Source organism: Pseudomonas syringae pv. tomato str. DC3000, assembly GCF_000007805.1.
Classification (GTDB): domain Bacteria; phylum Pseudomonadota; class Gammaproteobacteria; order Pseudomonadales; family Pseudomonadaceae; genus Aquipseudomonas; species Aquipseudomonas avellanae.
This window is the reverse complement of the sequence record NC_004578.1, coordinates 3,914,598-3,939,431: the sequence shown is the minus strand read 5'-3', so window position 1 is coordinate 3,939,431 and position 24,834 is coordinate 3,914,598. Positions and strand designations below refer to the sequence as shown.

20 protein-coding genes and 1 pseudogene are annotated in these 24,834 nt (G+C 57.6%); 8 read left to right on the top strand and 13 right to left on the bottom strand.

Annotated features, from left to right (window positions below; all coding sequences use genetic code 11):
- Window positions 1-59: 59 nt before the first annotated feature.
- The 3 genes from PSPTO_RS18050 (at window position 60) to PSPTO_RS18040 (ending at window position 3,415) form a co-directional block, all read left to right on the top strand.
- Window positions 60-1,637 (top strand): sugar ABC transporter ATP-binding protein, encoded by a 1,578-nt coding sequence (locus tag PSPTO_RS18050; RefSeq protein ID WP_011104585.1) that lies wholly within the window; start codon window positions 60-62, stop codon window positions 1,635-1,637.
- Between the two features lie 44 nt (window positions 1,638-1,681).
- Window positions 1,682-2,707, top strand: a complete 1,026-nt coding sequence (locus PSPTO_RS18045) for an ABC transporter permease (RefSeq protein ID WP_003380853.1) — start codon at window positions 1,682-1,684, stop codon at window positions 2,705-2,707.
- Between the two features lie 303 nt (window positions 2,708-3,010).
- On the top strand, window positions 3,011-3,415 hold the full coding sequence (locus PSPTO_RS18040) for a TraR/DksA family transcriptional regulator (protein WP_003380850.1): 405 nt from the start codon (window positions 3,011-3,013) through the stop codon (window positions 3,413-3,415).
- A gap of 471 nt (window positions 3,416-3,886) precedes the next feature.
- Here the strand turns inward: PSPTO_RS18040 and PSPTO_RS18035 are convergent, their stop codons facing one another.
- From PSPTO_RS18035 to PSPTO_RS30685, 5 genes and pseudogenes are all read right to left on the bottom strand, one after another.
- Window positions 3,887-6,163, bottom strand: a complete 2,277-nt coding sequence (locus PSPTO_RS18035; RefSeq protein WP_011104583.1) for a lipase family protein — start codon at window positions 6,161-6,163, stop codon at window positions 3,887-3,889.
- Window positions 6,160-6,960: a lipoprotein gene (locus PSPTO_RS18030; protein WP_011104582.1), complete on the bottom strand. Its 801-nt coding sequence runs from the start codon at window positions 6,958-6,960 to the stop codon at window positions 6,160-6,162. Before PSPTO_RS18030 ends, PSPTO_RS18035 begins: the two co-directional genes overlap by 4 nt.
- A gap of 25 nt (window positions 6,961-6,985) precedes the next feature.
- Window positions 6,986-7,834: a DUF4123 domain-containing protein gene (locus tag PSPTO_RS18025; protein WP_011104581.1), complete on the bottom strand. Its 849-nt coding sequence runs from the start codon at window positions 7,832-7,834 to the stop codon at window positions 6,986-6,988.
- Window positions 7,831-9,858, bottom strand: coding sequence for a type VI secretion system tip protein VgrG (tssI, locus tag PSPTO_RS18020; protein WP_011104580.1), 2,028 nt, complete (start codon window positions 9,856-9,858; stop codon window positions 7,831-7,833). The genes PSPTO_RS18025 and tssI overlap by 4 nt, the downstream gene beginning before the upstream one ends.
- 71 nt (window positions 9,859-9,929) lie before the next feature.
- A pseudogene (locus tag PSPTO_RS30685) lies at window positions 9,930-10,272 on the bottom strand (contractile injection system protein, VgrG/Pvc8 family); the annotation flags it as partial.
- A 574-nt stretch (window positions 10,273-10,846) separates the two neighbouring features.
- Here PSPTO_RS30685 and PSPTO_RS18010 point away from each other — a divergent pair.
- Together PSPTO_RS18010 and PSPTO_RS18005 are read left to right on the top strand one after the other, a co-directional pair.
- On the top strand, window positions 10,847-12,448 hold the full coding sequence (locus PSPTO_RS18010) for a methyl-accepting chemotaxis protein (protein WP_007246966.1): 1,602 nt from the start codon (window positions 10,847-10,849) through the stop codon (window positions 12,446-12,448).
- A gap of 293 nt (window positions 12,449-12,741) precedes the next feature.
- Window positions 12,742-14,226, top strand: a complete 1,485-nt coding sequence (locus PSPTO_RS18005) for a T6SS phospholipase effector Tle1-like catalytic domain-containing protein (protein WP_046463563.1) — start codon at window positions 12,742-12,744, stop codon at window positions 14,224-14,226.
- A 20-nt stretch (window positions 14,227-14,246) separates the two neighbouring features.
- Here PSPTO_RS18005 and PSPTO_RS18000 read toward each other — a convergent pair whose 3' ends face one another.
- The gene (locus tag PSPTO_RS18000) at window positions 14,247-14,486 is read right to left on the bottom strand and encodes a DUF2789 domain-containing protein (protein ID WP_005771165.1); all 240 of its coding nucleotides are present in this window, start codon (window positions 14,484-14,486) and stop codon (window positions 14,247-14,249) included.
- A gap of 444 nt (window positions 14,487-14,930) precedes the next feature.
- Between PSPTO_RS18000 and PSPTO_RS17995 the strand changes: the two genes are divergently transcribed.
- On the top strand, window positions 14,931-15,398 hold the full coding sequence (locus tag PSPTO_RS17995) for a hypothetical protein (RefSeq protein ID WP_005771167.1): 468 nt from the start codon (window positions 14,931-14,933) through the stop codon (window positions 15,396-15,398).
- A 21-nt stretch (window positions 15,399-15,419) separates the two neighbouring features.
- Here PSPTO_RS17995 and PSPTO_RS17990 read toward each other — a convergent pair whose 3' ends face one another.
- From PSPTO_RS17990 to PSPTO_RS17960, 7 genes are all read right to left on the bottom strand, one after another.
- Window positions 15,420-15,800 (bottom strand): Na+/H+ antiporter subunit G, encoded by a 381-nt coding sequence (locus PSPTO_RS17990; RefSeq protein ID WP_005771168.1) that lies wholly within the window; start codon window positions 15,798-15,800, stop codon window positions 15,420-15,422.
- Entirely contained in the window at window positions 15,797-16,075 is a 279-nt protein-coding gene (locus PSPTO_RS17985) for a K+/H+ antiporter subunit F (RefSeq protein ID WP_005771169.1), read from the bottom strand. Before PSPTO_RS17985 ends, PSPTO_RS17990 begins: the two co-directional genes overlap by 4 nt.
- Complete coding sequence (locus tag PSPTO_RS17980; protein ID WP_005771170.1) at window positions 16,072-16,560, bottom strand: Na+/H+ antiporter subunit E; 489 nt, start codon at window positions 16,558-16,560, stop codon at window positions 16,072-16,074. The genes PSPTO_RS17985 and PSPTO_RS17980 overlap by 4 nt, the downstream gene beginning before the upstream one ends.
- On the bottom strand, window positions 16,557-18,242 hold the full coding sequence (locus PSPTO_RS17975) for a monovalent cation/H+ antiporter subunit D (protein WP_005771172.1): 1,686 nt from the start codon (window positions 18,240-18,242) through the stop codon (window positions 16,557-16,559). Before PSPTO_RS17975 ends, PSPTO_RS17980 begins: the two co-directional genes overlap by 4 nt.
- Window positions 18,239-18,583, bottom strand: a complete 345-nt coding sequence (locus PSPTO_RS17970; protein ID WP_003380836.1) for a Na+/H+ antiporter subunit C — start codon at window positions 18,581-18,583, stop codon at window positions 18,239-18,241. The genes PSPTO_RS17975 and PSPTO_RS17970 overlap by 4 nt, the downstream gene beginning before the upstream one ends.
- Window positions 18,583-21,501 (bottom strand): monovalent cation/H+ antiporter subunit A, encoded by a 2,919-nt coding sequence (locus tag PSPTO_RS17965; protein ID WP_011104576.1) that lies wholly within the window; start codon window positions 21,499-21,501, stop codon window positions 18,583-18,585. The genes PSPTO_RS17970 and PSPTO_RS17965 overlap by 1 nt, the downstream gene beginning before the upstream one ends.
- 159 nt (window positions 21,502-21,660) lie before the next feature.
- Entirely contained in the window at window positions 21,661-22,599 is a 939-nt protein-coding gene (locus PSPTO_RS17960) for a DMT family transporter (protein WP_011104575.1), read from the bottom strand.
- Window positions 22,600-22,720: 121 nt separating this feature from the next.
- Between PSPTO_RS17960 and PSPTO_RS17955 the strand changes: the two genes are divergently transcribed.
- On the top strand, window positions 22,721-23,290 hold the full coding sequence (locus PSPTO_RS17955; protein WP_005771176.1) for a helix-turn-helix domain-containing protein: 570 nt from the start codon (window positions 22,721-22,723) through the stop codon (window positions 23,288-23,290).
- Between the two features lie 48 nt (window positions 23,291-23,338).
- Window positions 23,339-24,742 carry an FAD/NAD(P)-binding protein gene (locus PSPTO_RS17950; RefSeq protein WP_005771178.1) on the top strand — a complete coding sequence of 468 codons (1,404 nt, stop codon included), beginning with the start codon at window positions 23,339-23,341 and terminating at the stop codon, window positions 24,740-24,742.
- The last annotated feature ends 92 nt before the right edge of the window (window positions 24,743-24,834 follow it).

Here is a 24,834-nt window from a genome sequence, read left to right as displayed (position 1 = left end):
CAGGCCAGGGAGGGAAGGGCGATGTCCTCCCATGCCTGCCGCCTGAGGAGTTTGTGATCATGTCCGGTTCCGCTACTGCCAGCCCTCCCGCAAAACCCGATCTGCCGTCCAGTGATGGTGCTGGCCTCACGCCAGATGCTCAGTGCCCCTATCTGCTGGAAATCAGCCATATCAGCAAAGGCTTCCCTGGCGTTATCGCGCTCGACGATGTCCAGCTGCGCCTGCGTCCCGGCAGTGTGCTGGCGCTGATGGGCGAGAACGGGGCAGGGAAGTCAACGTTGATGAAAATCATCGCCGGGATCTACCAGCCCGATACCGGCGAAATTCGCTTGCGCGGCAAGCCGATCAGCTTTACCACCCCGCTTTCAGCCCTTCAGGCGGGTATCGCCATGATCCATCAGGAACTGAACCTGATGCCCTTCATGAGCATCGCCGAGAATATCTGGATCGGCCGCGAGCAGCTCAATGGCCTGCACATGGTCGACCACCGGGAAATGCACCGCTGTACGGCGCAATTGCTGGAGCGTCTGCGCATCAAGCTTGATCCCGAAGAGCTGGTGGGCAACCTGAGCATTGCCGAACGGCAGATGGTGGAGATCGCCAAAGCCGTTTCCTACGATTCGGACGTGCTGATCATGGACGAGCCCACCTCGGCCATTACCGAGACTGAAGTGGAGCACCTGTTTTCAATCATTGCCGACCTGCGCTCGCAGGGCAAAGGCATCATCTACATCACCCACAAGATGAATGAAGTGTTCAAGATCGCCGACGAAGTGGCGGTGTTTCGTGATGGCACCTACATTGGCCTGCAGCGCGCCGAAAGCATGGATGGCGACAGCCTGATCTCGATGATGGTCGGTCGCGAGTTGACCCAATTATTCCCGCAGCGCGAAAAGCCTGCGGGCGATGTCCTGCTTTCTGTCAGTGACCTGAGCCTGAAAGGCATTTTCCAGCAGGTCTCCTTCGACCTGCGGGCCGGTGAGGTTCTGGGCATTGCCGGGCTGATGGGTTCGGGGCGCACCAATGTGGCCGAGACCCTGTTCGGGATCACTCCCAGCGACAGTGGCGAGATCCGTTTCGATGGCAAGACGGTACGCATTGGCGACCCGCATCAGGCCATCGAACTGGGGTTTGCGCTGCTGACCGAAGACCGCAAGCTGACCGGCCTGTTTCCGTGCCTGTCGGTCATGGAAAACATGGAAATGGCCGTCTTGGCCAATTATGCGGGTAGTGGCTTCGTGCAGCAGAAAGCATTGCGGGCGCTGTGCGAAGACATGTGCAAGAAGCTGCGGGTGAAAACTCCTTCGCTGGAGCAGTGCATCGACACGCTGTCCGGTGGCAACCAGCAGAAAGCCCTGTTGGCGCGCTGGTTGATGACCAATCCCAGGGTCTTGATTCTCGACGAGCCGACGCGCGGCATCGACGTCGGTGCCAAGGCGGAAATTTATCGGCTGATCTCGCTGCTGGCCAGCGAAGGCATGGCCGTCATCATGATCTCTTCGGAGCTGCCGGAAGTGCTGGGCATGAGCGATCGGGTCATGGTCATGCACGAAGGCGAAATGATGGGGATTCTCGACCGTAGCGAAGCGACCCAGGAAAAAGTCATGCATCTGGCCTCCGGCCACCGGGTTCATTGAGCTTGCGCCACAGAGCCCGGTAGAAGAACAAGAGGGTAATCAACATGAGCAACGCGATTCTGCAAAACAAGCCGGCCCTGGCGCCGACCGGAAAAAAAAGAAGGCTGCCGACCGAGCTGAGTATTTTTCTGGTGCTGATCGGTATAGGCCTGATCTTTGAACTGTTCGGCTGGATCGTTCGCGATCAAAGCTTTCTGCTCAACTCCCAGCGTTTGGTACTGATGATTCTTCAGGTGTCGATCATCGGCCTGCTCGCTATCGGCGTCACGCAGGTGATCATCACCACGGGCATCGACCTGTCGTCCGGCTCGGTATTGGCGTTGTCGGCGATGATTGCCGCGAGTCTGGCGCAGACCTCGGATTTTTCCCGCGCGGTGTTTCCTTCGCTGACTGACCTGCCCGTATGGATTCCGATCGTGGTCGGGCTCGGGGTGGGGTTGCTGGCCGGCGCCATCAACGGCAGCATCATCGCGATCACCGGCATCCCGCCCTTCATCGCCACATTGGGCATGATGGTCTCTGCACGCGGCCTGGCACGCTTCTACACCGAAGGCCAGCCGGTGAGCATGCTCTCTGATTCCTACACGGCCATTGGCCAGGGCGCGATGCCGGTCATCATCTTTCTGGTGGTGGCGGTCATTTTCCACATTGCGCTGCGCTACACCAAGTACGGCAAATATACCTACGCCATTGGTGGCAACATGCAGGCGGCGCGCACCTCGGGGATCAACGTCAAGCGTCACCTGATCATTGTCTACAGCATCGCCGGGCTGCTGGCCGGATTGGCAGGCGTGGTTGCCTCGGCGCGAGCCGCAACCGGCCAGGCGGGCATGGGCATGTCCTATGAGCTGGATGCGATCGCGGCGGCAGTCATCGGCGGCACCAGCCTGGCGGGCGGCGTCGGGCGAATTACCGGCACGGTCATCGGTGCGCTGATTCTCGGGGTAATGGCCAGCGGCTTCACGTTTGTTGGCGTGGACGCCTACGTTCAGGACATCATCAAGGGTCTGATCATTGTGGCGGCGGTGGTAATCGATCAATATCGCAACAAGCGCAAGACCAAGCGCTGATTTCGATCATTTGTGCAAAAGGGCCTTTTCAGGCCCTTTTGCGCTGTTGATATTGCAGGAACCGATACGCTTTGAGTGGGTCAGAGCCTCATCAAGCAGCCCGCTGATCGGGTTATACATCCCCGTTTAAAGGGTTTTACCGCAATTGTTGTACGAAAATCCTTCAATTGTGTTGCCGAGCCCGTGAGCCGGCCTTAGACTGCCGCCCCTCGTAAATTGAGTGCCAGGTGGCGCTTGGAGATTACTGGTTTGTACGGCAACGTCGAGCCGCTCCTCAATGCACGTTTTTTTATAGAGAAATAAATGACAAAGGAAAAGTTGCTGGCCATGCCGGCCGATGACTACATGAACGCCGAGCAGCACGCTTTCTTCGTCGAGCTGTTGCAGGGCATGAAGGTCGAGATCCACGCGCGAATCGAGCAGAGCCGTATTGCCATCGAAAGCCTGGACACGCCTGCCGACCCTGCGGACGCGGCTTCCGTTGAAGAAGAGCGTCACTGGCTGGTCAACGTGATCGACCGCGATCAACGCATGCTGCCCCAGTTGGAAATGGCCTTGTCGCGCATTGCCGATGACACCTTCGGCTGGTGCGATGACAGCGGCGAGCCTATCGGCCTCAAGCGTCTGCTGATCAGCCCGACCACCAAGTATTGCATCGAAGCGCAAGAGCGCCACGAGCAGATCGACAAGCACCAGCGCCAGGCCTGATACACAGGCAACAGCGACTGAGTGACCAAACCGGGACGCAAGCAATTGCCTCCCGGTTCTCTTGTGCCCGGAGTTTGCTGAATTGATTCTAGCGGGTACGGCAGGCGTGGCATGAGGCTAACCTTGCCTGTTAGCGGAAATACTGGTTCTCGATGTAGATGAACTGAGTGACGTTGTTGGCAGCCACTCTGTAGTCGATGACCTGGGTCTTGGACGATTTTGAATAGGCGCGACGTGTTGGCTGCATGATTTACCCGCTTAAAAGGCTAGACATGGTGTCCACCTGAATTTATGTGCACACGATGTCTGGGCTTTGCGGGGTTGGTTGATAACTTAGGCGGACGGATACGAACTGCTCACCAGAGATGCCTCGCTAAACCAGCTCCTCATTTTTTGCTAAGTGGGATTTGTGGCGCGGATACCGGATACCTTCATCACGTCTTGGGTCAATTTTCAATCGGCGCTAACCATCTAGGCGAAAGAATCGACGTCGAAATGACTAGGAGCACCGATTATGTGGCCGCCTGTGATAGAAGCAACAGCTCTGTCGTGACTGTCCGCATCTGGAGGAGCCATCGCCAATTGCTCAAGCGTGGTGTTGATAGCGTGTAGTCTCCACCGCTCGAGATTTACCGCTAGGGCCTCAGGTACTGCTGCAGCCAGACCATAAACTTGAGTTTCAGTCGCCTTTGTGAATCGAAGTGTTCCCAAGCGGTCACGTGTCTCTTGAATCTTACTTCTTTCATCACGTAATGCCTGCTTTTGCGCTTCGACTTGAGATTCCAGAGCCTGCATCGTGAATTGACGCTCTTTGGCCTGCAATTGCAGGCTAATACTCTCCAGAGCGTCATCAACCCAACGAAATTCACGCTCGGTTACCAAGCTGCGCTTGAACTCCTGTGATTCCTGGTAGCGCCGCAAGACAGCCCAGCAGGCTGGGATGTAGCTCACAACCATTTTATGGTTGGCGTTGTCAATAATCTGGCGAAGTGTTCCGCCACGCTTCGGAAGTCCACTCTTCTGCTGCAGCGCGACGGTGCATGCTGCATGCTCTGTGATCGTATCGCAACCAGGCTCCCATATGATCGAGGACTTATGCCCATCAGCAAACGAGACAGGCATAAAATGGCGCAGCTTGCCGTGGTGCGTATAAGGCTCCCCTGTCAAATTAGCAATGCCTCCTCCAAACAGCGCCAGACCGATTGGTACGTTGACGAACGTCACGATAGCTCCTGTGATGTAAACCGGCTTTGATGTGTTCATCCAGGTGGTTGGCACACTAGGCACCGGGTCGGTGTGATTCACTGTGCGATGATGAATCAAGGCAGTAGCGGCAGTAGCAAATGTCTCATCAACGGCTCGCGGCGCACCATACGTATAAAGCACGATGTCATAGTCATAACCCTTCCTGCGCCGAAGCATTTCGGCAACCAAGAAAGCAACAGCACCACCCAAACTATGGCCGGTAACAATCACCTTTTGGCCGACATGGAATCTATCCAGGTAACTGGTCACAAAGTTGATAACAGCTTTTGCCGATCCATAGAAACCGTTATGAACCTTGCCTACACCTTCCTCAAAAGGAACCTGGGCAGCATCTAGGTCACGAAATGCATCAGAAGTGCTCGCAGTGCCTCGGACAGAAAGCAAGACGATCTCGTCATGGTGCGTGATGAACGCTTGAGTATCGGTACCATTTTTCGATGTTGTGTCATCGAAGAAATGAATTTTCGCGGGATGCTCCTGATCATCTCCAAGGCTCGGTCTATTTACCTCGGGGTAGAGATCTGGATCGAAAGGTACAATCTCCAACCGTTTTGAGTAAGCAACCTCCTCATAGAGCGGATAGTAATTTTTTCCGCCTGCTTGGGCCGCATCGACCTGCCAAAGCTCTTCAAATTTTGAAAGCGTGTTACCAAACCAGTTACCGACACTTGGCTGCAAGGGGAAACTAACAGTATCGGCTTCTACCACATAGGCTTCGTCTGAGTCGCTTTTTACCTTAAAGAGATCTGGTTTCTGACCGAAATCGCTGTAGCTCAATGTTGCCATTAGCGCTAGCTGGTAAAGGTTCAAGGCGCAAAACTCGCTGTCAGTTGACAGCGCAGGTCGCAAGGCCCTTAAAGGACGAACCTCAAGCACGTGGTGCTTATTCGGAAGAAGACCAATTCCGTACACCCTGGCTGGTTTTGGGCCAAATCCAGACTCACCAGCTCCGACATCCTCTGGAGGCGTCTGCATCAGATTGCGCACGTACTCATTTGGCGGAAAGTTGCGGTCAACTATCGGAGGTAAATGACAGGCATGCTTCACCAGCTCACTCACTTCGACCTGGCAGAATGCGTCCGCTTCGCTTTGAGCCGGATTAGACCTTGTCCGAACACCAGATTTGTTAGAAAAGCGGGTTTTCTCGGCGCGAACTTGAAGTTCAGTGATAGGCAGCGGATAGCTACCCCTACCACTCAAAGCGGTATAGAAATCATCCTCCCCTACATATTCTTCACATGTTTTCAGCACGACAGGGCCACAGTAATGGTTATCTACCTTTCCTGAACCATTCGCATCGAGTTTTCCAGAGTATAGAACGCCTTCATAATCAATGACTTCGTAAGCTAGGCCAGCATAGGGCTTACCATCCCCAAACTCATCAACAAGCTGAAAGCTTACTGAGTGGCCACTCATAGGGCAGGCGTGTATGCGGTTATTGAAAAATGGTTTTTCCCACGTCTTTATAGACTGTACTGTCATGGAGTGACTTCCTTGTTTTCGGTGCATCCAGGGTAAATGGTGCAACTGCGGCCATCTGGCATGAGGAAAGTGCTGAAATCCTTCTCATTGCCACGACAAAATGCGTACGGATCCTTGAATCCTTTGCCCATGCAGCGCTTCCAACCATCGCTTACTTTGACCCACGTATCCTTCATGTAAGGTCGCTCTTCATCAGCGAGATTGATTTTCAATCGTATGGTCTTCCCAGGGAGTTGATCCAGGGTATAGGCGGCGGAGGGCTTGCCTGGTATTGGCTTTCCAGCCTGATCGTATGCTTTACAGTCGAGAATTTTTGTCAGACGACGCAAACCACCAGCCGTGCGGAACATCCATTGGCATTGGCCGGAAAACTCGCTCTCACCTGCGGTGTTGAAGACACCTTTGTCCATGTTCAAGAGATCCTCGCGCACGGAAAGTCCCGCCGAGTCTCTTCCCATGTCTCCGAAATCATCATCATAGGTAGCATTGATTTCCAGGTCTATCTGATTGATCACCAGCTCACAGCCTTTACTGGAGCGCCGTATTTCAATCTGCGAATCCGGTTTGTACTCCTTTCGCCACTCGCGATTGAATTGCGGGTTTAGATTGTCACGCTTAGCCAAGTCGCACGTCTGGCCTTTGGCGGGTACGTAACTCACCGTTGCCACGTAGGCGAAATTTTTCGGTAGATCCGCAGTGAAAGTGAAGGTGTTCGACTTGTCAGACGCGGTGGCCGTGCAGCCAACCAAAAGTATCATGCACCCTGTAAAAGTCAGACCCAGAACTGCACTCTTCATAAGGTTTCTCCTTGACTGACAGATTTCATAACGAGCCCTCGCCTTGCCAGTAAAGCGACTCTTCATGAATGCGCTCAAAGTGTGCCTTTGGCGTTTCGGCGTTATGCGGGAACCATGACTTGGGCAGGTGATACTCCGGGGCCTTCAAACTCTGAGTGATAAAGAAGTGCAGCTGCTCAGGCTCCTTCCAGCCCCAGGTGCGAGCAAGCTCCAGCTGTGTGCACAGCCAAGAATCAAAATTTTCCTGCTCAGCAAGCTTGACTAGAGTCTCGGTGTGCTCAATCATGAGGTAGCGACGGATATTATCAAACTCTACAGCCGCGCTAGCCACTTCGGATTGAGGAATGGTCAGCCACGCAGGACTGGCTGGTAGTGGGTGTTCGCCAGGATTGGAGTTTTCAGTGACAGCCCACTGCGAGCCGTCCCAGTAACACACTCGCGAAATTGGCCCGAGGTATTCAGGATACTGATCGGCATCGAGGTGAGTCAGGGCGCGAGTCAGCACTCTGTTGTCGTGGAATCTGTAGATGGCTTGATTTGGCCGCTCGCCGGCCACAAGACGCTCACGCATGTGAGTCGAGATTACTTCGATATCATGAATCGGAGAGCTGGCAAGCCAACCCCAGTTACGCTCAGGGCTCTTGATCAAATCCTTAATCAAAAGGAGATCGGCTTCTACGAGCTGAAAAATGAAAGGGCCGGAGTCTGCCAGAGAATTGGCTGGTGTACCCAAGAACAAATTCCGGAACCCGTCGTTTGAAATCGAATTGATCAGCGCGTCACGCTCCTCGAGCTGACCATCGGAGTCGAGAACCAGATAAAGGGACAACCCAAGTTTAGTTTGTACGCTCGACCAAAGATGAGGCGTAATCATGCGATCTCTCCAATTTTGCATTGTCCATTCAGGCAGGCCTCACAGAGCGGACAAAAGTCCGCCGCCTGTTGCCTGGCAGCGGCAACGATAGAGCGCGGGCTGGCGATAATGGCTGGGACTTCAGTCGATGGAGCCTGCAGGGCCTGCAGAGGTGAAACACCCGCCATCGGCGATCCGCCCTGTACGATTGGTACGCTACTGAAGATCCCTCCAGAGCTAATCACAATGTGGTTACCGCCGGCCTGAAGCGTGAGACTCATACCTGCATTGATAACAACGTTTACAGCGGTGACGTGAGCCTGAGATCCAACTTGAATAATCAGGTTTCCGCCCGACGTAACGCTAGTGTCTCCACTAACCGAAATCAGCTCATTGCCACCGATGACTGTGTTTCGCACACCATTGGTTGTATGCGTCTCGTCACCCTTGATGAGGCTGGAGCTGTTGCGGTCTACTTGCGTGGACTGATCATTTCCAATATGGCTAACGCTATCGTTGAGGATCAGCTCATCAAAATCTCGCTGTGCGCGGAAGGAGATTTTTTCCTGTCCAGCGCGATCCTCAATAGCTAGTTCGTTGAATCCACCATTGTGCGGAGAGCTGTGCGTACGAAGTACGGTCTTCGTTTTATTCGCCGGCAACGGGTAGGCCGGAGCGTTGACTTTGTTCGTTACGCAACCTGTGATTAGGGGCTTGTCAGGATCCCCTTCCAAATAGGTTACAACAACCTCCATTCCAATACGCGGGATAGTCACCGAACCGAATCCCTCTCCTGCCCAGCTTGAGGCCACTCGCAACCAACAGCTGCTGTTATCGCTATTCAGCTCTGCCCTGTCCCAATGAAATTCGACTTTTACGCGACCATATTCGTCGCAGAATATTTCTTCATTCGCTGGGCCAGTTACGCGAGCCGTCTGACTCACCAAGATAGATCTACGCTCAGGCATCGGCGGGCGGTAAAAGACATCCCACGGAATCGCGCTAAAAGTATTACGGTAGCCCTGAGTGAAGCCATCCGCTGGGCTGGTATTACTTCTAACGGACTCTTCGAGCGCTTGGGGTTGCTTACCTTCGTGCTTAACACCTACCAACAACCATAAGTCGTTGCAACGCTTGCGTGGGTGCTCAACCAGATTGAAGAAATGGCCGCTACGCAGCGCAGGCTGGTCGCTACTCCCTTCAGCCAGTTGGTAGTCAACGCGATGTCGCTCAAGCCCCTGGCGGGCAAGCTGCTTACCAAGCTTTTCATTCTCGATTAGCTCGGGATAGCGATAATCCTCCAGCTTTGGAGTGAATTCGGCAGTGAAAGCGCTCTCAAGAAGCATGCTGGGACGCTTGAGATCGTAGCCACGACGCGTTGTGGTACTGGTGCGAGTATTGAAACGCATCGAGAACTGGTAGACCACTGGCTTGTCTGCAGCGAGCCCAGAGCCTTGCTTGTAAGGCGTATCGCCAAGCGTGGGAAAGAAGGTCTGATCATCCGTAAAAACCAGCTGATGCCCTTCCTGGGTGTGCTGGTGGTGCCAGGCAATGCCGTCCTCGGCACACAGCCGCTGAATGAACTCGTAGTCGCTTTCCCCGTACTGCGTGCAGTACTCGCGCACGGGGCTGATGGAGACTTTAAAATTGAAGGTGTCTGACTGACGCCCGTGGCCATTCAATACCTGTGCGACGATTTCTGGAACGGTCAGGTTCTGGAAAATCCGCTGGTTGTGGCTGAACTGCAGGTAGTGCAACGCTGGAACCAGCGTCAAGTGATAGCGGGTAAGACGCTTACCGGCGTCACCGACGAAAACGTCCTCAATAAGGCCGTGAATGCCTTCTCCGTTTAGCCCGAACTGAAGAAATGCCTGCCGGCTGAGCAGGCTTTCCAGGTCAAAATCAGAGTTCTCGCTGACCAATTCGATTTTTATCGCATAGAGCGTGCTGATGGCTTCAACGCCATCAAAAGCCAGCACTTTAAAATCGTTTCGAACGGAAGGGATCAGTAATACAAAGTGCGCGGAATTTCCAGGCGCAAACATGAGCTTATCCTTAAGCCGAAAAATGAGAATGAAGAGGTGTGATTCACTCTATTCTGAGAACTGGGTATGCAGCAGTCGAGGCGATACTCAAGCAGGCTAAACCACGGCGCAAAACCAGTTGCCAGTTATGCAGGCCGTCGTCATTGCCCAGATAACGCATGCTTTCAACCAGCCTGTGGCGCTGCGCGGGAGAACCGTCATCGCAGAGAATGGCCAGGCTAACGGGCTGGCCGATGAGTTTTTCGAGATCGTATTCGGTGTCTTGCACCACCACGCCGAGGGTATAGGGGCACGCGACCGATGACGCTCGACCCAGTGCATGCGCGGGGCGTGAAGCTGATGCTCGCCCGGCGGTGTGGTGAGTTGCAGAAGGCGTCCGCTCTGGCTGAGAGGGGGGCCGAATGTCAGGTCCATCGTGTAACTCCTTTACTTACGCAAACCGTACGTCCTGTTTTTCAACTTGCCACTTCGTGCGACGAATTGAAGAAGCACAACGTTCAGCGTCGATCCTGTTTGCCGCCGACGCGCCAGCGCCCGGCTGTTAGTCACCGATCCTGGGAATCAGTTCCCGCCGGGCAAGAACTTCATGATCTTAAGTATCTTTGGCGCGATGGGCTCTGCGTTTGGTGATGACGCTTCATTTCAATACATTTGGCAACTGGTTCGTAGTCTGGAAGCCGCGCTCGCTATTACCGCCGCTTTGGCCTGCAACCGGTAGCCGAGCCGTTCGCCTGACGATGTGCTTACTTTCTGAAACACTTGTGGGAATTGAGCTACAGACGAAGTCGAACGGGGCTGATTCCACCCGATAAGTCCGTCTGTCTGTGAATCAGGCTGATTTCTCTATCAACCCTCGAGCTGAAGGCAGGTTCACGGTTAAGCACAAGACAGTGAATTCGAGATGTTAAGACCAACAGCGCATGGCATAAGGCCGTTATCTGGCGTTTAATGAACGCAATAACGATAAATACTGACGGGGTGACGCAGCATGGCCGAGAACCTATCCATGGCAGCCGGGCTGCCGCTGGCCGATGCTTCGGGCGCTGCGTCGAAGTGGTGGGTGCCGGCGGTGCAGAGTGTTGCGTTGTGCCTGCTGCTGGCGGCCATGAGCGTTGCCGGGCTGTCTCTCTATGTGGTCACACCGCTGGCGTTGCTGGTGGTCTGGCTGCCACGTCTGGCGCGCAAAAGTGGCCTGGTTTCGCGCGTCGATTCCGGTGACAGCGACATTGCTTTGCTGACCCGCGATCTGTCGCGCACCACCAGTCATAACGCGCTTTCCGCCGCTCAGGTGGCGTTTTCCGTGGGGCAGCTCGCGGGCAGGGTGCAGTCGCAACTGGGGGCCGCCGAACAGGTGGTCAGCAGCGCCGAGCAGATGATTGCCACAGAGCAGCAGACCGCGCAGTTGAGCCAGCAGGCGCTGATTGCGGCCAGTGAGGCGCGTCAGCGCAGTGAGTCCGGAAGCAGCGCGCTGAATGAGTCCATCGAACGCATGCATCGCTTGAGCCAGCGCGCGGTCGGCAGTCGTGAGCTGATCGAAGCGCTGAGCCAGCGCAGCGAGGAGATCCAGCGAGTGACGATGGTGATCCAGTCGATTGCCAGCCAGACCAACCTGCTGGCGCTCAATGCTGCCATTGAAGCTGCCCGTGCGGGCGAACATGGACGCGGCTTTGCCGTGGTTGCCGATGAGGTGCGCGGGCTCGCCGGTCGAACCGCCAGCGCTACCGGTGAGGTCGGCCAGATGGTCGCCGACATTCAGCAACGCACCGCACAGGTTGTCGAGCAGATCCGCGAGTTGTCGTCCGATCTGGACACCGGCGTCGAACAGGTCGAGCTGACCGGTCAGCATCTGGGCAATATTGCCCGGCTGGCCGTCGAGGTCGAAAGCCAGGTCAGCGAAATCGCTCAGGGGGCACGAAGTAATCAGGATCAGTTGGCGAGCCTGTTCGAGGCCGTCGAGCACATGCGCAGTGATCTGGCGGTCAGCGATGAGCAGACCCGCCAACTGGCCAGGGCTGCCGTGCAGATGGAGGGGCAGGCTGAGACCATCAGCCAGCGCCTGGCTCAGGTGGGGCTGGATGATTATCACCAGCGTATCTACGATCTGGCCCGTGAAGGTGCGCAACGGATTGCAGAAAAGTTCGAGGCTGATATCGAGCAGGGGCGGGTCAGCCTGGACGACTTGTTTGATCGTAGCTATAAACCTGTCCCCAATACTTCGCCCACCCGGTTCACGACGCGTTTTGACCGTTACACCGACCAAACGCTGCCAGGGCTGCAAGAGCCCTTGCTTTCCCGGCACGAAGGTCTGGTGTTTGCCATTGCCTGCACGCAACAGGGTTACGTACCCACGCACAACAATGCGTTCAACCAGCCTTTGACGGGTGATGCTGCGGTGGACAATGCGCGTAATCGAAGCAAGCGCAAGTTCGATGACCGGACCGGTATTCGCTGCGGCAGCCATCAGTTGCCGGTTTTGCTGCAAACCTACACCCGCGACACGGGCGAGCTGATGCATGACCTGTCCGTGCCGATCATGCTGAAAGGGCTACACTGGGGTGGTTTGCGCCTGGGCTACAAGCCGCAAGGCTGACCACCTCTCTATAACTATGCAATTCAGGTCAAGGCTATAACTGTGCAGCCTTGACTGAATGCGGTGAGTTCAAAGTGATGAATTTATTGTAATTAGAGCGGATTGCAGGTCAGTACGTAGGCCGTTATTGATGGGATGTTTATTTATAATCTACACAAGTTGTAGGACTTGTCTGAAACGACTCTGCATGGGTTGACTGTCCGGTATCTTTGAGCAAGCTGTTTAAATCAACTTATTACAATGTTGGTTTAAGTGCAGTCTGTTCAAGGACTGCCTCTAAGGACGGAAAAGTCATGAATGGCAAATGGAATGTTTACCCCTCAGCAGCACTGTCAGGCGCGGTAACACGACGGGTTACCGCGCGCGTCGGTATTTTCTTCGATGGCACAGGAAACAACCGCGTCAACAGTCAGATTGGTGCCGATTGTCAGGCATTGATTGATATCAATGCAGGTCAGCATATCAAGGAGTGCGGCGGGCGCCATACCCAGCTCGGCAGCAGTTACAATAACGATCTCAGTAATATTGCCCGACTGGTCAGCCTATACCGTCGACAACCTGTCGCCGAAAATGAAGGAGAAGGGCTGAAAGTTTATTATCCGCTGTACGTGAGTGGTGTCGGTACTATCTCCGGTGGGCGAGATTCGGTGTGGCCTGGGCAGAGTTTCGGCCGGGGGGCCACGGGCGTGGTTTCCAAGGTGGAAAATGCGTTCAGAAAACTCGAGTCGGTGTTGAAGGGTTTCCCGCAGGACAACCCCGATTGTGTACTGGAGGCACTTGAGCTGGATGTATTTGGCTTTAGCCGTGGCGCTGCGTCGGCCAGGCATCTGGTCAACGAAATTCTCAAGCAAAGCGCTGGAATGCTTGAGCCGATACTCGCCAGCCGTAAGGTCAAATTAAGCGAAAATTTCACGTGGCGTAATGGCAGTGTACGGCTCAAGGTTGTCGGCCTGTTCGACACTGTCGCTGCGATAGGCAGCTTGAAGGATCTGGGCAATACCGGCGACGCGAACAACCGGCGAGTCAATCTGTACCTGCCTCCCGGGTGTGCCGAGCAGGTATTGCATCTGGTGGCGCGCGACGAGTCGCGGCGCAATTTTGCGCTCAACAGTGTCAAGCCAGCGTGGCCGATGGAAATTACGCTGCCCGGCGCTCACTCCGATATCGGTGGTGGCTACCCGCCGCAAATGGAGGAAGACGTCCTGCTGACTCGTCCGCGGACAAGTCTGGTCAGCCGAAGCTGCTCACCTGACACGGCGGCCAGCTGGAAGGACTCCCAGGCTGAACTGGATGGCATGAGTCGCGATCAGTGGATTGATCCGCTCGACAGCCGTGCGTCTTTGCAAGTCCATCTATATGAAAGCGGCTATCAAGCATGCCGAAAAACGCTCAATGGCATGAAGCCGGTTATCGCAGCCGTGCGTATGAATCGTCAGGTGTTCGGTCATCTATCGAGGGTCTACCTGAACATCATGCACACGCTGGCATGCGACGAAGGCGTGCCCTTCGGACCTGTACCGCAGAGCCCGGAGTTTCAGCTTCCACCTGAACTGGAGCGCATTGCGCGCAAGTTGACTGCCTATGCGCAAGGCGCCCCTTATTCACTGGAAGATCAAGAAGAGCAACTATTGCGTTGGCGCTACATCCATCAGTCCGCGCACTGGAGCGCCGTATTCGGCAGAGCCGGCACTTTGGGGGATGCGGTATTCGTCCATGCTCCGCAACCGGGTGGCCGCACATTGCATCTTAATATTGGCCAACCCGGTTATCCGCAATGATAATCAGCCGCCTGAGTGATTCACTCAGGCGCGTCATGCAAGAGCACATTCAGGTCGTCGATCACAGGCGCCCATTCGGCATCCTTGTGCAGTTCTTCTTTCAGGAATCTGGCCTGCGATTCTGACCAGAAATCGGCCTCGACCACTTTCACTTCATTGGGCAGTTGGTGGTTGGCGACGAATTCATCGATGCTGTGGTCGTCGGAGTCGAGCCCCAATTGATCGAACAAGTCTTTCAGCGTGTTTGTGGTCAGTTCCATGTCATCTCCTCGACGAGGGGTATCCCCGTTTTCATCAGTCCTTCATGGGAGTGATCGGCACACGCAAGAGTTCGATGCATTTGCCGGTCTGAAAAGATGGCCTTTTGTACTCTGCCTACAAGTGGTATGTTTCCACTGCCGCACACACCTGTAATGTTCAGGGCCGGAACCCGTCCAGCCCATGGGCGATGGTTCGTTTTTCCGGTATTTCCCGGTATCGCCGCTGCTACGACACTGATGTGTACAAAAGGTATATATCCCGTAGATGGCATGAGCCGGTAGAATCCGCCTCCCGCCTGCACCCGATTTGTGGTGGCGCTAACCTGTGCTACTGCCTGCAGCATGCCAAAAGGTCTGGCGTGCTCGATGCGGCCTATGGATGAATCGTTTTCTTGACTGTCCTGACATCAGGCAGCCTCATTTTCATGTTTGAGGGTTTGTACTTTGGCTGTAAGTAACCTGGATACCCATGCTTTGTTCGTGCTCGGCGATCTTCGCGCACAGTTGGTCAAGCAGTTCCAATCCCGTTTTGTCTACATCTCCGAGCAATCTGCCGAAGGCATTTATATTGCTGAAATCGACACTGAAAGCGCTTTGGTCGTCGATGACAAGCCGCGCCTTGAACTCAAGGTAGGCGATCACTTTCGTGCTTCAGTTCTGGCCAGCCGCGAAGGTGGCAAGCTGGAATTGAAGTTCCGTGAAATCAAGATGACCGTGTACGGGTTGGGTGAATATGCCTTCGTCGATATCCCTGAAGGCCACGGCATTGTGTTCAAGGAAGGTCAGACAGTTGTCATGGTGTTTGCCGCCAAAGAGCAATTGCAGATGGGCATGAGCAAGACCCTGAAGGGGGCTGTCGGCAAGGCTGCCAAATGGCGCAAGGGTGAGCTGAGCTTCAAGGCCAGCGAGTAATCCCGGCCCAGGCTCTGCACGTCAGCCTCCGGCGGATTCTTCGTTGCTACGAGCGCCGCTCACTTCTGCAGGCACATCGTCACCGGCCATGCGCTTGCGAAACAGCGCCGTACGCGCCAGCAGCAGGGTGGTCACCGGCACGGTGATCGCCAGCAGTACCGGAATCAGCCAGGCATGGATGACCGGCTCTGATTTAAGCGCAGAAAAGTAAACGATGGACGCCAGTGCCACGCACCAGGCGCCCAGCGTCGAAGCCAGAGCTGGCGGGTGCATGCGCTGGAAAAAGTCCTTGAGGCGCAGCAACCCCAGCGCGCCGGTCAAGGCGAACAGGCTGCTGGCGATCAGCAGGCCGGCCGTCAGTATCTCGGCCCAGAAGGGCACTGTGTTTGGCAGCCCGGTCATTCGATCACCTCTCCGCGCAGCAGGAATTTGGCCAGAGCAAACGAGCCGACAAAGCCGAACAGGGCAATCAGCATCGCGGCTTCGAAATACGTGTCACTGGCGTAGCGGATACCCAGCACCAGCATCATCAGCATGGCGATGATGTACAGATAGTCCAGGGCCAGAACCCGATCCTGAGCCGAGGGGCCCTTGATCAGGCGAATCAGGGTGATGACCATTGCCAGGGCGAAGATCAGCAGGCTGATCAGGATCGCGTTGTCGAGCAGTGCACTCATTGAAAGATCTCCATCAATGGACGCTCATAAGTGGTCTTGAAGTGCTCGATGAACTGCGCCTCGTCTTCCAGATCGAACACGTGCATCAGCAGCACGCTGCGATCCAGTGCCAGCTCGGACCAAACCGTGCCGGGCACTACCGTGGTGACCATCGCCAGCGCGGCAAGGCCGTGGGCATCGTGTAATTCAAGTGGCACCAGCACAAAGGCCGAGCGCGGCGGGCGCTGCTTGAGTCGCCATACGCTCAAACCGACCTGCAGGTTGGACACCACCACATCGACGCCTACTCTGCATAAAAACCTGAGGATCGTACCCGGTTTGCGTATGCGTACCGGCAGCGGCCGCAAGGGGGCCATCAGCACTGGCGCCAGAAAGCCGAGAATGGCACCCAGCAGCAAATGGCCGGGGCTGAGCGACAGGTTCAGTACCAGCCACAGCGCCCACAGCGCCAGCGAGAAGAGCGGGGCGGGAAACAGACGCTTCATGGTCGTCCCTCCGGGTTCACGTCCTGGCTGGTAGGGCCGGGTATCGGGCGTGTGGCGAGCACTGATTGCACATACTGCTTGGGCTCGTGCAGTGCGGCGGCGGTGTCCTGTGTGTAGCGCAACAGCGGTTCGGCCTTGAACGTCAGTGCGATACACAGGCCCAGCAGAATGATGATCGGCAGGCATTCGTTGCGTCGCAACAACGGCGAAGGACGCTCGTGAGGTGTCCAGAAACGCTGAGTGCCGAGCCTGGAAAAGGCAATCAGCGACGCCAGCCCGGAGAAGATCAGCAGACTGATGAGCATCCAGGCCTGGGTAGAAAGCGCTTCATCCTGCGCGACATCCAGCCCCAGCGGGTTCATCAGGGCGCTGAGCAGGGTGAGCTTGCCAATGAACCCCGACAATGGCGGCATGCCGATGATCAGCAGGGCGCAGGCGATAAAACTCAGCCCCAGAAAGGCCACGGTCATGGGGATGACCTGGCCTACCACGACTTTCTGCTCGTCGTCCAGGTTGGTGCCGGGCGGCGGATGCAGTGATTCCATTACGCGCGGCAGTTGATCTACGTCGTCCTCCAACGGGATCTCGTTGGCGGAGCGGGAACGTTCGATCAATTCACCGAGCAGAAACATCGCGCTCAGCGCCAGGGTCGAGCTGACCATATAGAACAGCGCGCCCGATGTCAGGCTCGGCTGGGCGAAACCGATGGCCGACAGCAGAATGCCCGCCGACACCAGGATGCTCAGACTGGCGAGGCGTTCCAGGCGCTGGGCGGCGATGATGGCTATTGCGGCGGTAAAAATCGTCGCCATGCCGCCGTAGATGAGCCAGTCGCCGCCAAAGAATGCCGAGGCTCCAGCCTGACCGGAAAACAGCAGTGTCCACAGGCGCAACAGGGTGTAGACGCCGACTTTGGTCATGATCGCGAACATGGCCGCGACCGGTGCACTGGCTGCCGAGTAGGCCGGAACCAGCCAGAAGTTCAGTGGCCACATGCCGGCCTTGGCCAGAAACGCCGTGGCCAGAATGGCAGCGCCTGCGTGCAGCAGCCCCAGGTCGGACTCTGCCACCTGGGGAATCTTGATCGCCAGATCGGCGAAGTTGAGCGTGCCGGTCACCCCGTAGATCAGCGCAGCACCGATCAGAAACAGCGAGGACGCCAGCAGGTTGATCGAAATATAATGCAGGCCTGTCGACACTCGCGCCCGGCCCGAGCCGTGCAACATCAGGCCGTAGGAGGCGGCCAGCAGGACCTCGAAGAACACGAACAGGTTGAACAGGTCGGCGGTCAGGAACGCGCCGTACAGGCCCATCAGCTGAATCTGGAACAGTGCGTGAAAACTCGCGCCGGCCCTATCCCAGCGAGCCAGCGCGAACAGCAGGGCGCAGACCCCGACAATCCCGGTCAGTACCATCATCAGTGCCGACAGATGATCCACCACCAGCACGATGCCGAACGGCACGCCCCAGTTGCCCGGCAGGTAGACGCCGATCGAGCCGCTGCTGCCGGTCTGCTGCACCCAGACAAGCAGCGCCACGGATATGCCCAGCCCGAGCATGCTGGAGAACAGGTTGATGCGGCCCTTGAGCGGTCGATGCTTTTCGCCCAGCCAGAGCATCAGCCCGGCAGTCAGCAGCGGCAGCAGAATCGGCGCGATGATCAGTTGGTTCATCCAGCTCATGCCTTGGGCTCCCGGCCATCAACATGGTCGGTGCCGGTCAGGCCCCTGGAGGCAAGCAACACCACCAGAAACAATGCTGTCATGGCGAAGCTGATCACGATTGCGGTGAGCACCAGCGCCTGCGGCAGCGGGTCGGTGTAATTGAGCAGGTCCTGCGGAATGCCATCCTTGATGATTGGCTCTCTGCCGATGAACAGGCTGCCCATACTGAAGATGAACAGGTTGACCCCGTAGGACAGCAGGCACAGCCCCATGACCACCTGAAAGGTCCGTGGACGCAGGATCAGCCAGACGCCCGAGGCGGCCAGCACGCCGATGGCCGTTGCGATGACTTCTTCCATCAGAGGATTCCTTGCGGGTTGGCGACAGGCTTGGGCAGCTGTGTCGGACGGTGGCTGCGCACCGACTGGTGAGCCAGCGCAGTGAGGATCAACAGCGTCGACCCGACCACCACCGCATACACGCCGACATCGAAAAACAGGGCGCTGGCGATGTGAATATCGCCGAGTATCGGCAAATCGACATGCGCAGTGTGGGTGGTCATGAACGGGTAGCCCAGCAGCATGGAGCCAGCACCGGTGAGGACTGCGCACAGCAGGCCGGTGCCCATCCAGCGCAGCGGTCGCAGGCTCATTTGCGCCTCGACCCACTGAGTGCCGGCGACCATGTATTGCAGAATGAACGCCACCGACATCACCAGACCGGCGACAAAACCGCCGCCCGGCTGGTTGTGGCCCCGAACGAACAGGTACATCGAAATGATGAAGGCAATCGGCAGGAGCAACCTCACCAGCGCTGCCGGGACCATCATGAAGCCGAGCGCGGTGTCGCTGGCGCTGCGCGGGTTGACCAGGTCGGTCACCACGTCGCGGGCGAGCAGGCGCTGTTGGGTCGGCAGCAGAATGCTTTCTTTCGGTGGGCGGAAGCGCCGCAGCAAGGCAAATACCGTGAGCGCCACGGCGGCCAGCACGGTGATTTCGCCGAACGTGTCGAAGCCACGGAAATCCACCAGCATCACGTTGACCACGTTGGTGCCGCCGCCCTGTGGCAGCGCGCGGCTCAGGTAGAACGACGAGATGGCGTTGGGCGTCTGCCGAGTGAGCATGGCGTAGGACAGTATCGCCATTCCCAGCCCGACCAGCACCGCCAGGCCAAAGTCGCGTATCCGCCGGGTGCGAGCGCGCAGGCGGGCACTGAGCGGTGCGACGTCTTCGTTGCGTCGCGGCAGCCAGCGCAGACCGAGCAGAATCAGCACCGTGGTCACCACTTCCACGACCAGCTGTGTCAGCGCCAGATCAGGTGCCGAGAACCAGACAAAGGTGATGCACGTCATCAGGCCGCACACGCTGACCATGACCAATGCTGCCAGACGGTGATATTTACCCTGCCATGCCGCACCGATGGCGCAGGCAATCGCGATCAGCCAGAGCGTGACAAATACCCCGGAGCCCGGAATTTTTGGCCGGTCGCCCCAAGTCAGGCCGCTGAAATACATTGGAATGAAGCCGCCCAGCACCGCCGCCAGCACCAGCAGAAACAATTGCGGCTGCAAACGACGCGTACTGACCTTGCGCTCGAAACGCCGCGCCCAGTGCATGACGACAACCAGGCTGCGCTCGAAGAAGCGTTTGCCGTTGAGACGTCCCACCAGCGGCGGGGTGGTGATGCGTTCGTGCTTGAGGGGCTTGCGCAGCAATAGGTACAGAATGATGCCGCCCGCCATCGCCACCAGGCTTATGACCATCGGCAGATTCCAGCCATGCCAGATCGCCAGGCTGTACTGGGGCAGTGTTCCGCCCACCACCGGGCGTGCAGCGGCTGCCAGCAGAGGCGCGACGGACTGCGCCGGGAATATGCCGACGACCAGGCACGTCAGCACCAACAGTTCGACCGGCGCACGCATCCAGCGCGGCGGCTCATGGGGCAAGTGCGGCAGGTCTTTGGCTGCCGGTCCGAAAAACACATCGACCGTGAAGCGCAGCGAATAGGCGACACTGAATATACCGGCAATGGTCGCGATGACAGGCAGCGCGATCTCGACCCAGGCCGTGGCGGAAATGAACACCGTCTCGGCAAAGAACATTTCCTTGGACAGGAACCCGTTGAGCAGCGGCACGCCGGCCATCGATGCGCTGGCGACCATTGCCAGCGTCGCGGTATAGGGAAGCAGCTTCACCAGCCCGCTGAGCCGCCGGATATCTCGGGTCCCGCTCTCGTGGTCGATGATCCCGGCCGCCATGAACAGCGAGGCTTTGAAGGTGGCATGGTTGAGAATATGGAACACCGCAGCGACGGCTGCCAGCGGGCTGTTCAGACCCAGCAGCAGTGTGATCAGGCCCAGGTGGCTGATGGTCGAGTACGCCAGCAGTCCTTTGAGGTCATTCTGAAAGATGGCTGCATAGGCGCCCAGAATCAGCGTGCAGGCACCCGCGCCGCTGACGATCCAGAACCATTGCTCGGTGCCGGACAGCGCGGGCCACATCCGCGCCATGAGAAACACCCCGGCCTTGACCATGGTCGCCGAGTGTAGATAAGCCGAAACCGGTGTGGGCGCCGCCATGGCGTGGGGCAGCCAGAAATGGAACGGGAACTGCGCGCTTTTGGTCAATGCGCCGATCAGAATCAGGGTCAGCAATACCGGGTACAAGGCATGGGCGCGAATCGCGTCACCGGAGGCCAGCACACGGTCCAGATCGTAACTGCCTGCCACATGCCCCAGGATCATCATGCCCGCCAGCAGTGCCAGCCCGCCTGCGCCGGTGACCATCAGCGCCATGTACGCGCCACGGCGTGCATCGGCGCGATGATGCCAGTAGCCGATCAGCAGAAACGAAAACAGGCTGGTCAGCTCCCAGAAAAACACGATCTGAATCAGGTTGCCGGACATGACCAGCCCGAGCATGGCACCCATGAACGCCAGGAAAAAAGCGAAGAAGCGCGGCACCGGATCGTCCGGCGACATGTAATAGCGGGCGTAGAGCGACACCAGCGCACCGATGCCCAGCACCAGCATCGAAAACAGCCAGGCGAAGCCGTCGATGCGTAGAACGAAATTCATCCCAAGGCTTGGCAGCCAGAAATATTCCTCGCGAATCACGCCGCCGTCGGCGATCTGCGGGAACCACAACGCCATCTGGATCGCCCCGATCAAGGCGACCAGACCCGCCAGAAACGATTCTGCGTTACGCGCGTTGTGCGGCAAAATGGCCGCCAGACAGCTGCCAATGAAGGGCAGAAGCAGTAGAACTATCAGGGACATAGGCTTCTAATCTGCAGGGGAATGTCAAGCATCATACGTGCCAGACACCCCGATACCAAAGGGACGGTTTCCGAAATTTCCTACAAAAAGTGTCTGCTGTTTTTTATGCAGCAAATTGTTGCTACAGCAAGAATGTTTCACGGCAACGCCACCGGCGCTTTATTCGACGTTTCGCAGGCCTTCTTCATTGAGGCTCGCCTCATCTCCGGTAACAAATTCGCCAGCACCAGAGCGTCGTTTCATTTCGCTGACGATCACTCCGGCGACAATCAATGCCGCGCCGAGCAGCGCAATGCCCGGCAAGCGCTCACCCGCCAGTCTTCCGACAAGCCCGGCCCAGACCGGTTCACCGGCATAGATCACGGTTGCACGCGTGGGCGAAACACTTTTCTGTGCCCAGTTCATGGCGATCTGAATCGCCGCACTCATAAGCCCGAGCCCCACTGCGCTGACCACCAGCAACCAAGAGAAATCCGGCAGGCGCTCCTGGGTCGGCACGATCATCAAAAACGCCAGAATCGAGGCGGTCGCCAGTTGCACGACGGTGACGCGCCGCACATCAACCTTGCCCGCATAAGCGCTGATCATGATGATCTCTGCCGCGATGGCCACTGCACTGATCAGTGTCACGATTTCGCCGGAGCTAAGGTTCAGGGTAGCGCCCTGTGGCCCCGACACCAGCATCAGCCCGGTAAAGGCAAGGATGATCCCCAGTGTCGGCATCAACCCCGGCCGCCGGCCCAGCACCAGCCACTGCAATAAAGGCACACACGGTACGTACAGCGCGGTGATGAATGCGGACTGGCTGCTGGGGATGGTCTGCAGCCCGACCGTCTGCAGTCCATAGCCGAGCATGATCGCGGTGCCGATGAAGACGCCGGCCTTTAGCTCAAGAAAGGTCAGGCCGCGCAGCACCTTCAGCGAAAACAGCGCTACGATAAGCGCCGCGGCGGCAAAGCGCAGGCCGACGAAGAACATCGGACCACTGACGGTCAGCGCATGCTGCACCAGCAGAAATGTGCCTCCCCAGAGCATAGTGATCAGGATCAGCACGGCTTCGGCCTTGCTGATACGGGGTATGCGGCTGATAGACTTCATGTCAGCTCTGGGCTCCTGTGACTGCGCTATGGCAGCAATGCGTATGATGAGAGGCTGAGCACTCTGACAGCACCCTGGGAATGGGCAGTATAATGCGCAACGGTTTGATGTGAGCACCACGATGCACAAAGAAAACTCGCCACGCGCGCCGGTTCTGCAACATGTCAGCCATAACGTGCGGCGTCTGCGCAACGCCGCTGACCTCAGTCAGACCGCGCTGGCGGAAAAATCCGGCGTCAGTCGCCGCATGCTGGTCGCCATCGAGGCCGGCGAGAAAAACGTCAGCCTGGCAACGCTGGATCGGGTGGCCGAGGCGCTTGAGGTTGCCTTCAGCGACCTGATTCAGGCGCCGGAAAATCGCGATCATAGCCGTATCAACGAACTGGCCTGGGCAGGTACGATCCCTGGCAGCAAAGCCGTGCTGCTGGCCAGAGCGATCGCACGGCGAGAGGTTGAATTGTGGGAGTTCTGCCTGGCTCCCGGCGATGCCTACGTGTCAGAAGCCGACCCGGAGGGTTGGAGTGAGCAGGTCTACGTCGTGGAAGGTCGGCTGACCCTGCGTTTTGCCGAGCCTGCCGCCGCGCAGCAGGTGGGGCCGGGCGAATTCTTCATGTTCCCCAGCAATCAGCCGCACCGCTACTGCAATGAGGCTGACACCACCTTACGCTTCGTGCGCAACGTGGTGCTTTGACTCTATCGTGACCCGACTTTTATCGTAACTCGACCGAGGCGCTGTTCGATGACCCAAGACCCACACCAGACGGCTGACATTCTGATCATCGGCGGCGGTCTGAGCGGCAGCATGCTGGCGGCGCAACTGTTGCGCAGGCCTGGGCAGCGCCGCATCCTGATCATCGAGACTCGCAGCGAGCTTGGCCGGGGCGAGGCCTACAGCGCTACCGAGCCGGGCCATACGCTCAATGGCAACGCTGCGCGCATGAGCGTCGACCCGGACAACGCGCACGACCTTACCGAGTGGCTGACCGGCTATCTGGCCGAAGGCGGCTGGCCTGAAGCGGCCGAGCAGAAAATCCCGGTCGCCGAACTGTTCCCGCCGCGCGGGGTGTTCGGGCTTTATGTGCAGCAGCGTCTGCGCGAGGCGCAGGTGGTGGGCGAGGGCTTTGGCTCGACGGTCGGGCACGTGCGCGCCGAGGCGGTGGACGTGCAGGTCAGTGAGCAGGGCGTGAGCGTCACACTGGCTGATGGTCGTGAACTGCGTGGCAGTCAGGCCGTGCTGGCGACCGGCATGTACGCCGCTTCACGCACCCCGCAGCGCGAGTCGAACGCGCTGAACGCTGCATCGCTGGACCCTTGGGATGTAAGCGTCATGCAACAGCTTGATCCGCAAACCCGTGTGCTGATTATCGGCTCGGGGCTGACCATGGTCGATGCGCTGGTGTCTCTGGAAAAGGCCGGACACCGCGGGCCGATTCAGGTCTTTTCCCGACACGGTCTGTTACCACATGTGCGCCGTCAGCCGCCTGAATGGTCCGATTTTCTGGCGCAGGACCCGAGCATTCGCAGCACCCGTCAACTGGTCCGCAAGGTTCGCGAGCAGTGTGAACTGGCCATTGAAAGCGGCATTGACTGGCAGGCCCCGCTGGACACTGTGCGTGCCAACGTCGGCAGGTTGTGGAACCAGGCGACTGACACACAGCGTCGACAATTCGTACGGCACGTAAGGCCGTGGTGGGAGAGCCATCACCACCGCTCGCCACCACCGAGCGCGGCACTGCTGGCACGGCTGGTCAAGCAGGGGCGGCTGAGCATTGAAGCGGCTTCATTGCAGGGTGTTGCCAGCCTGCCGTCAGGTCAGGTGCAGATCAGTGTCCGTCGGCGTGGCGAGCATGAGCCGACGCACATCCTCGGCGATGCGTTGATCAACTCCACAGGTATCGAGTACGACTGGCGTCGCGTAGACCGTCCTCTGCCTCGCCAGCTACTGGCTCGAGGCCTGATCCAGCCCGGCCCGCTGGCACTGGGCATTGCAGCGGCCCACGATGGCGCGGTGCTTGATGCGCAAGGCCAGCGCTCAGCCCACCTGTTCGCCATGGGCCCGCCGTTGCGCGGCATGTGGTGGGAAAGCACCGCAGTCACTGACGTAGCGATTCAGGCCAAGGCCCTGGCAATGCGTCTGGCCTGAGCCCACAAGGCCATGACGCTCCGCGATAATGCTCTGGCTTCAGATGTGCTTTGCGAGCGCAATATCACTGACGGAGCCGGGATTTTGCATGC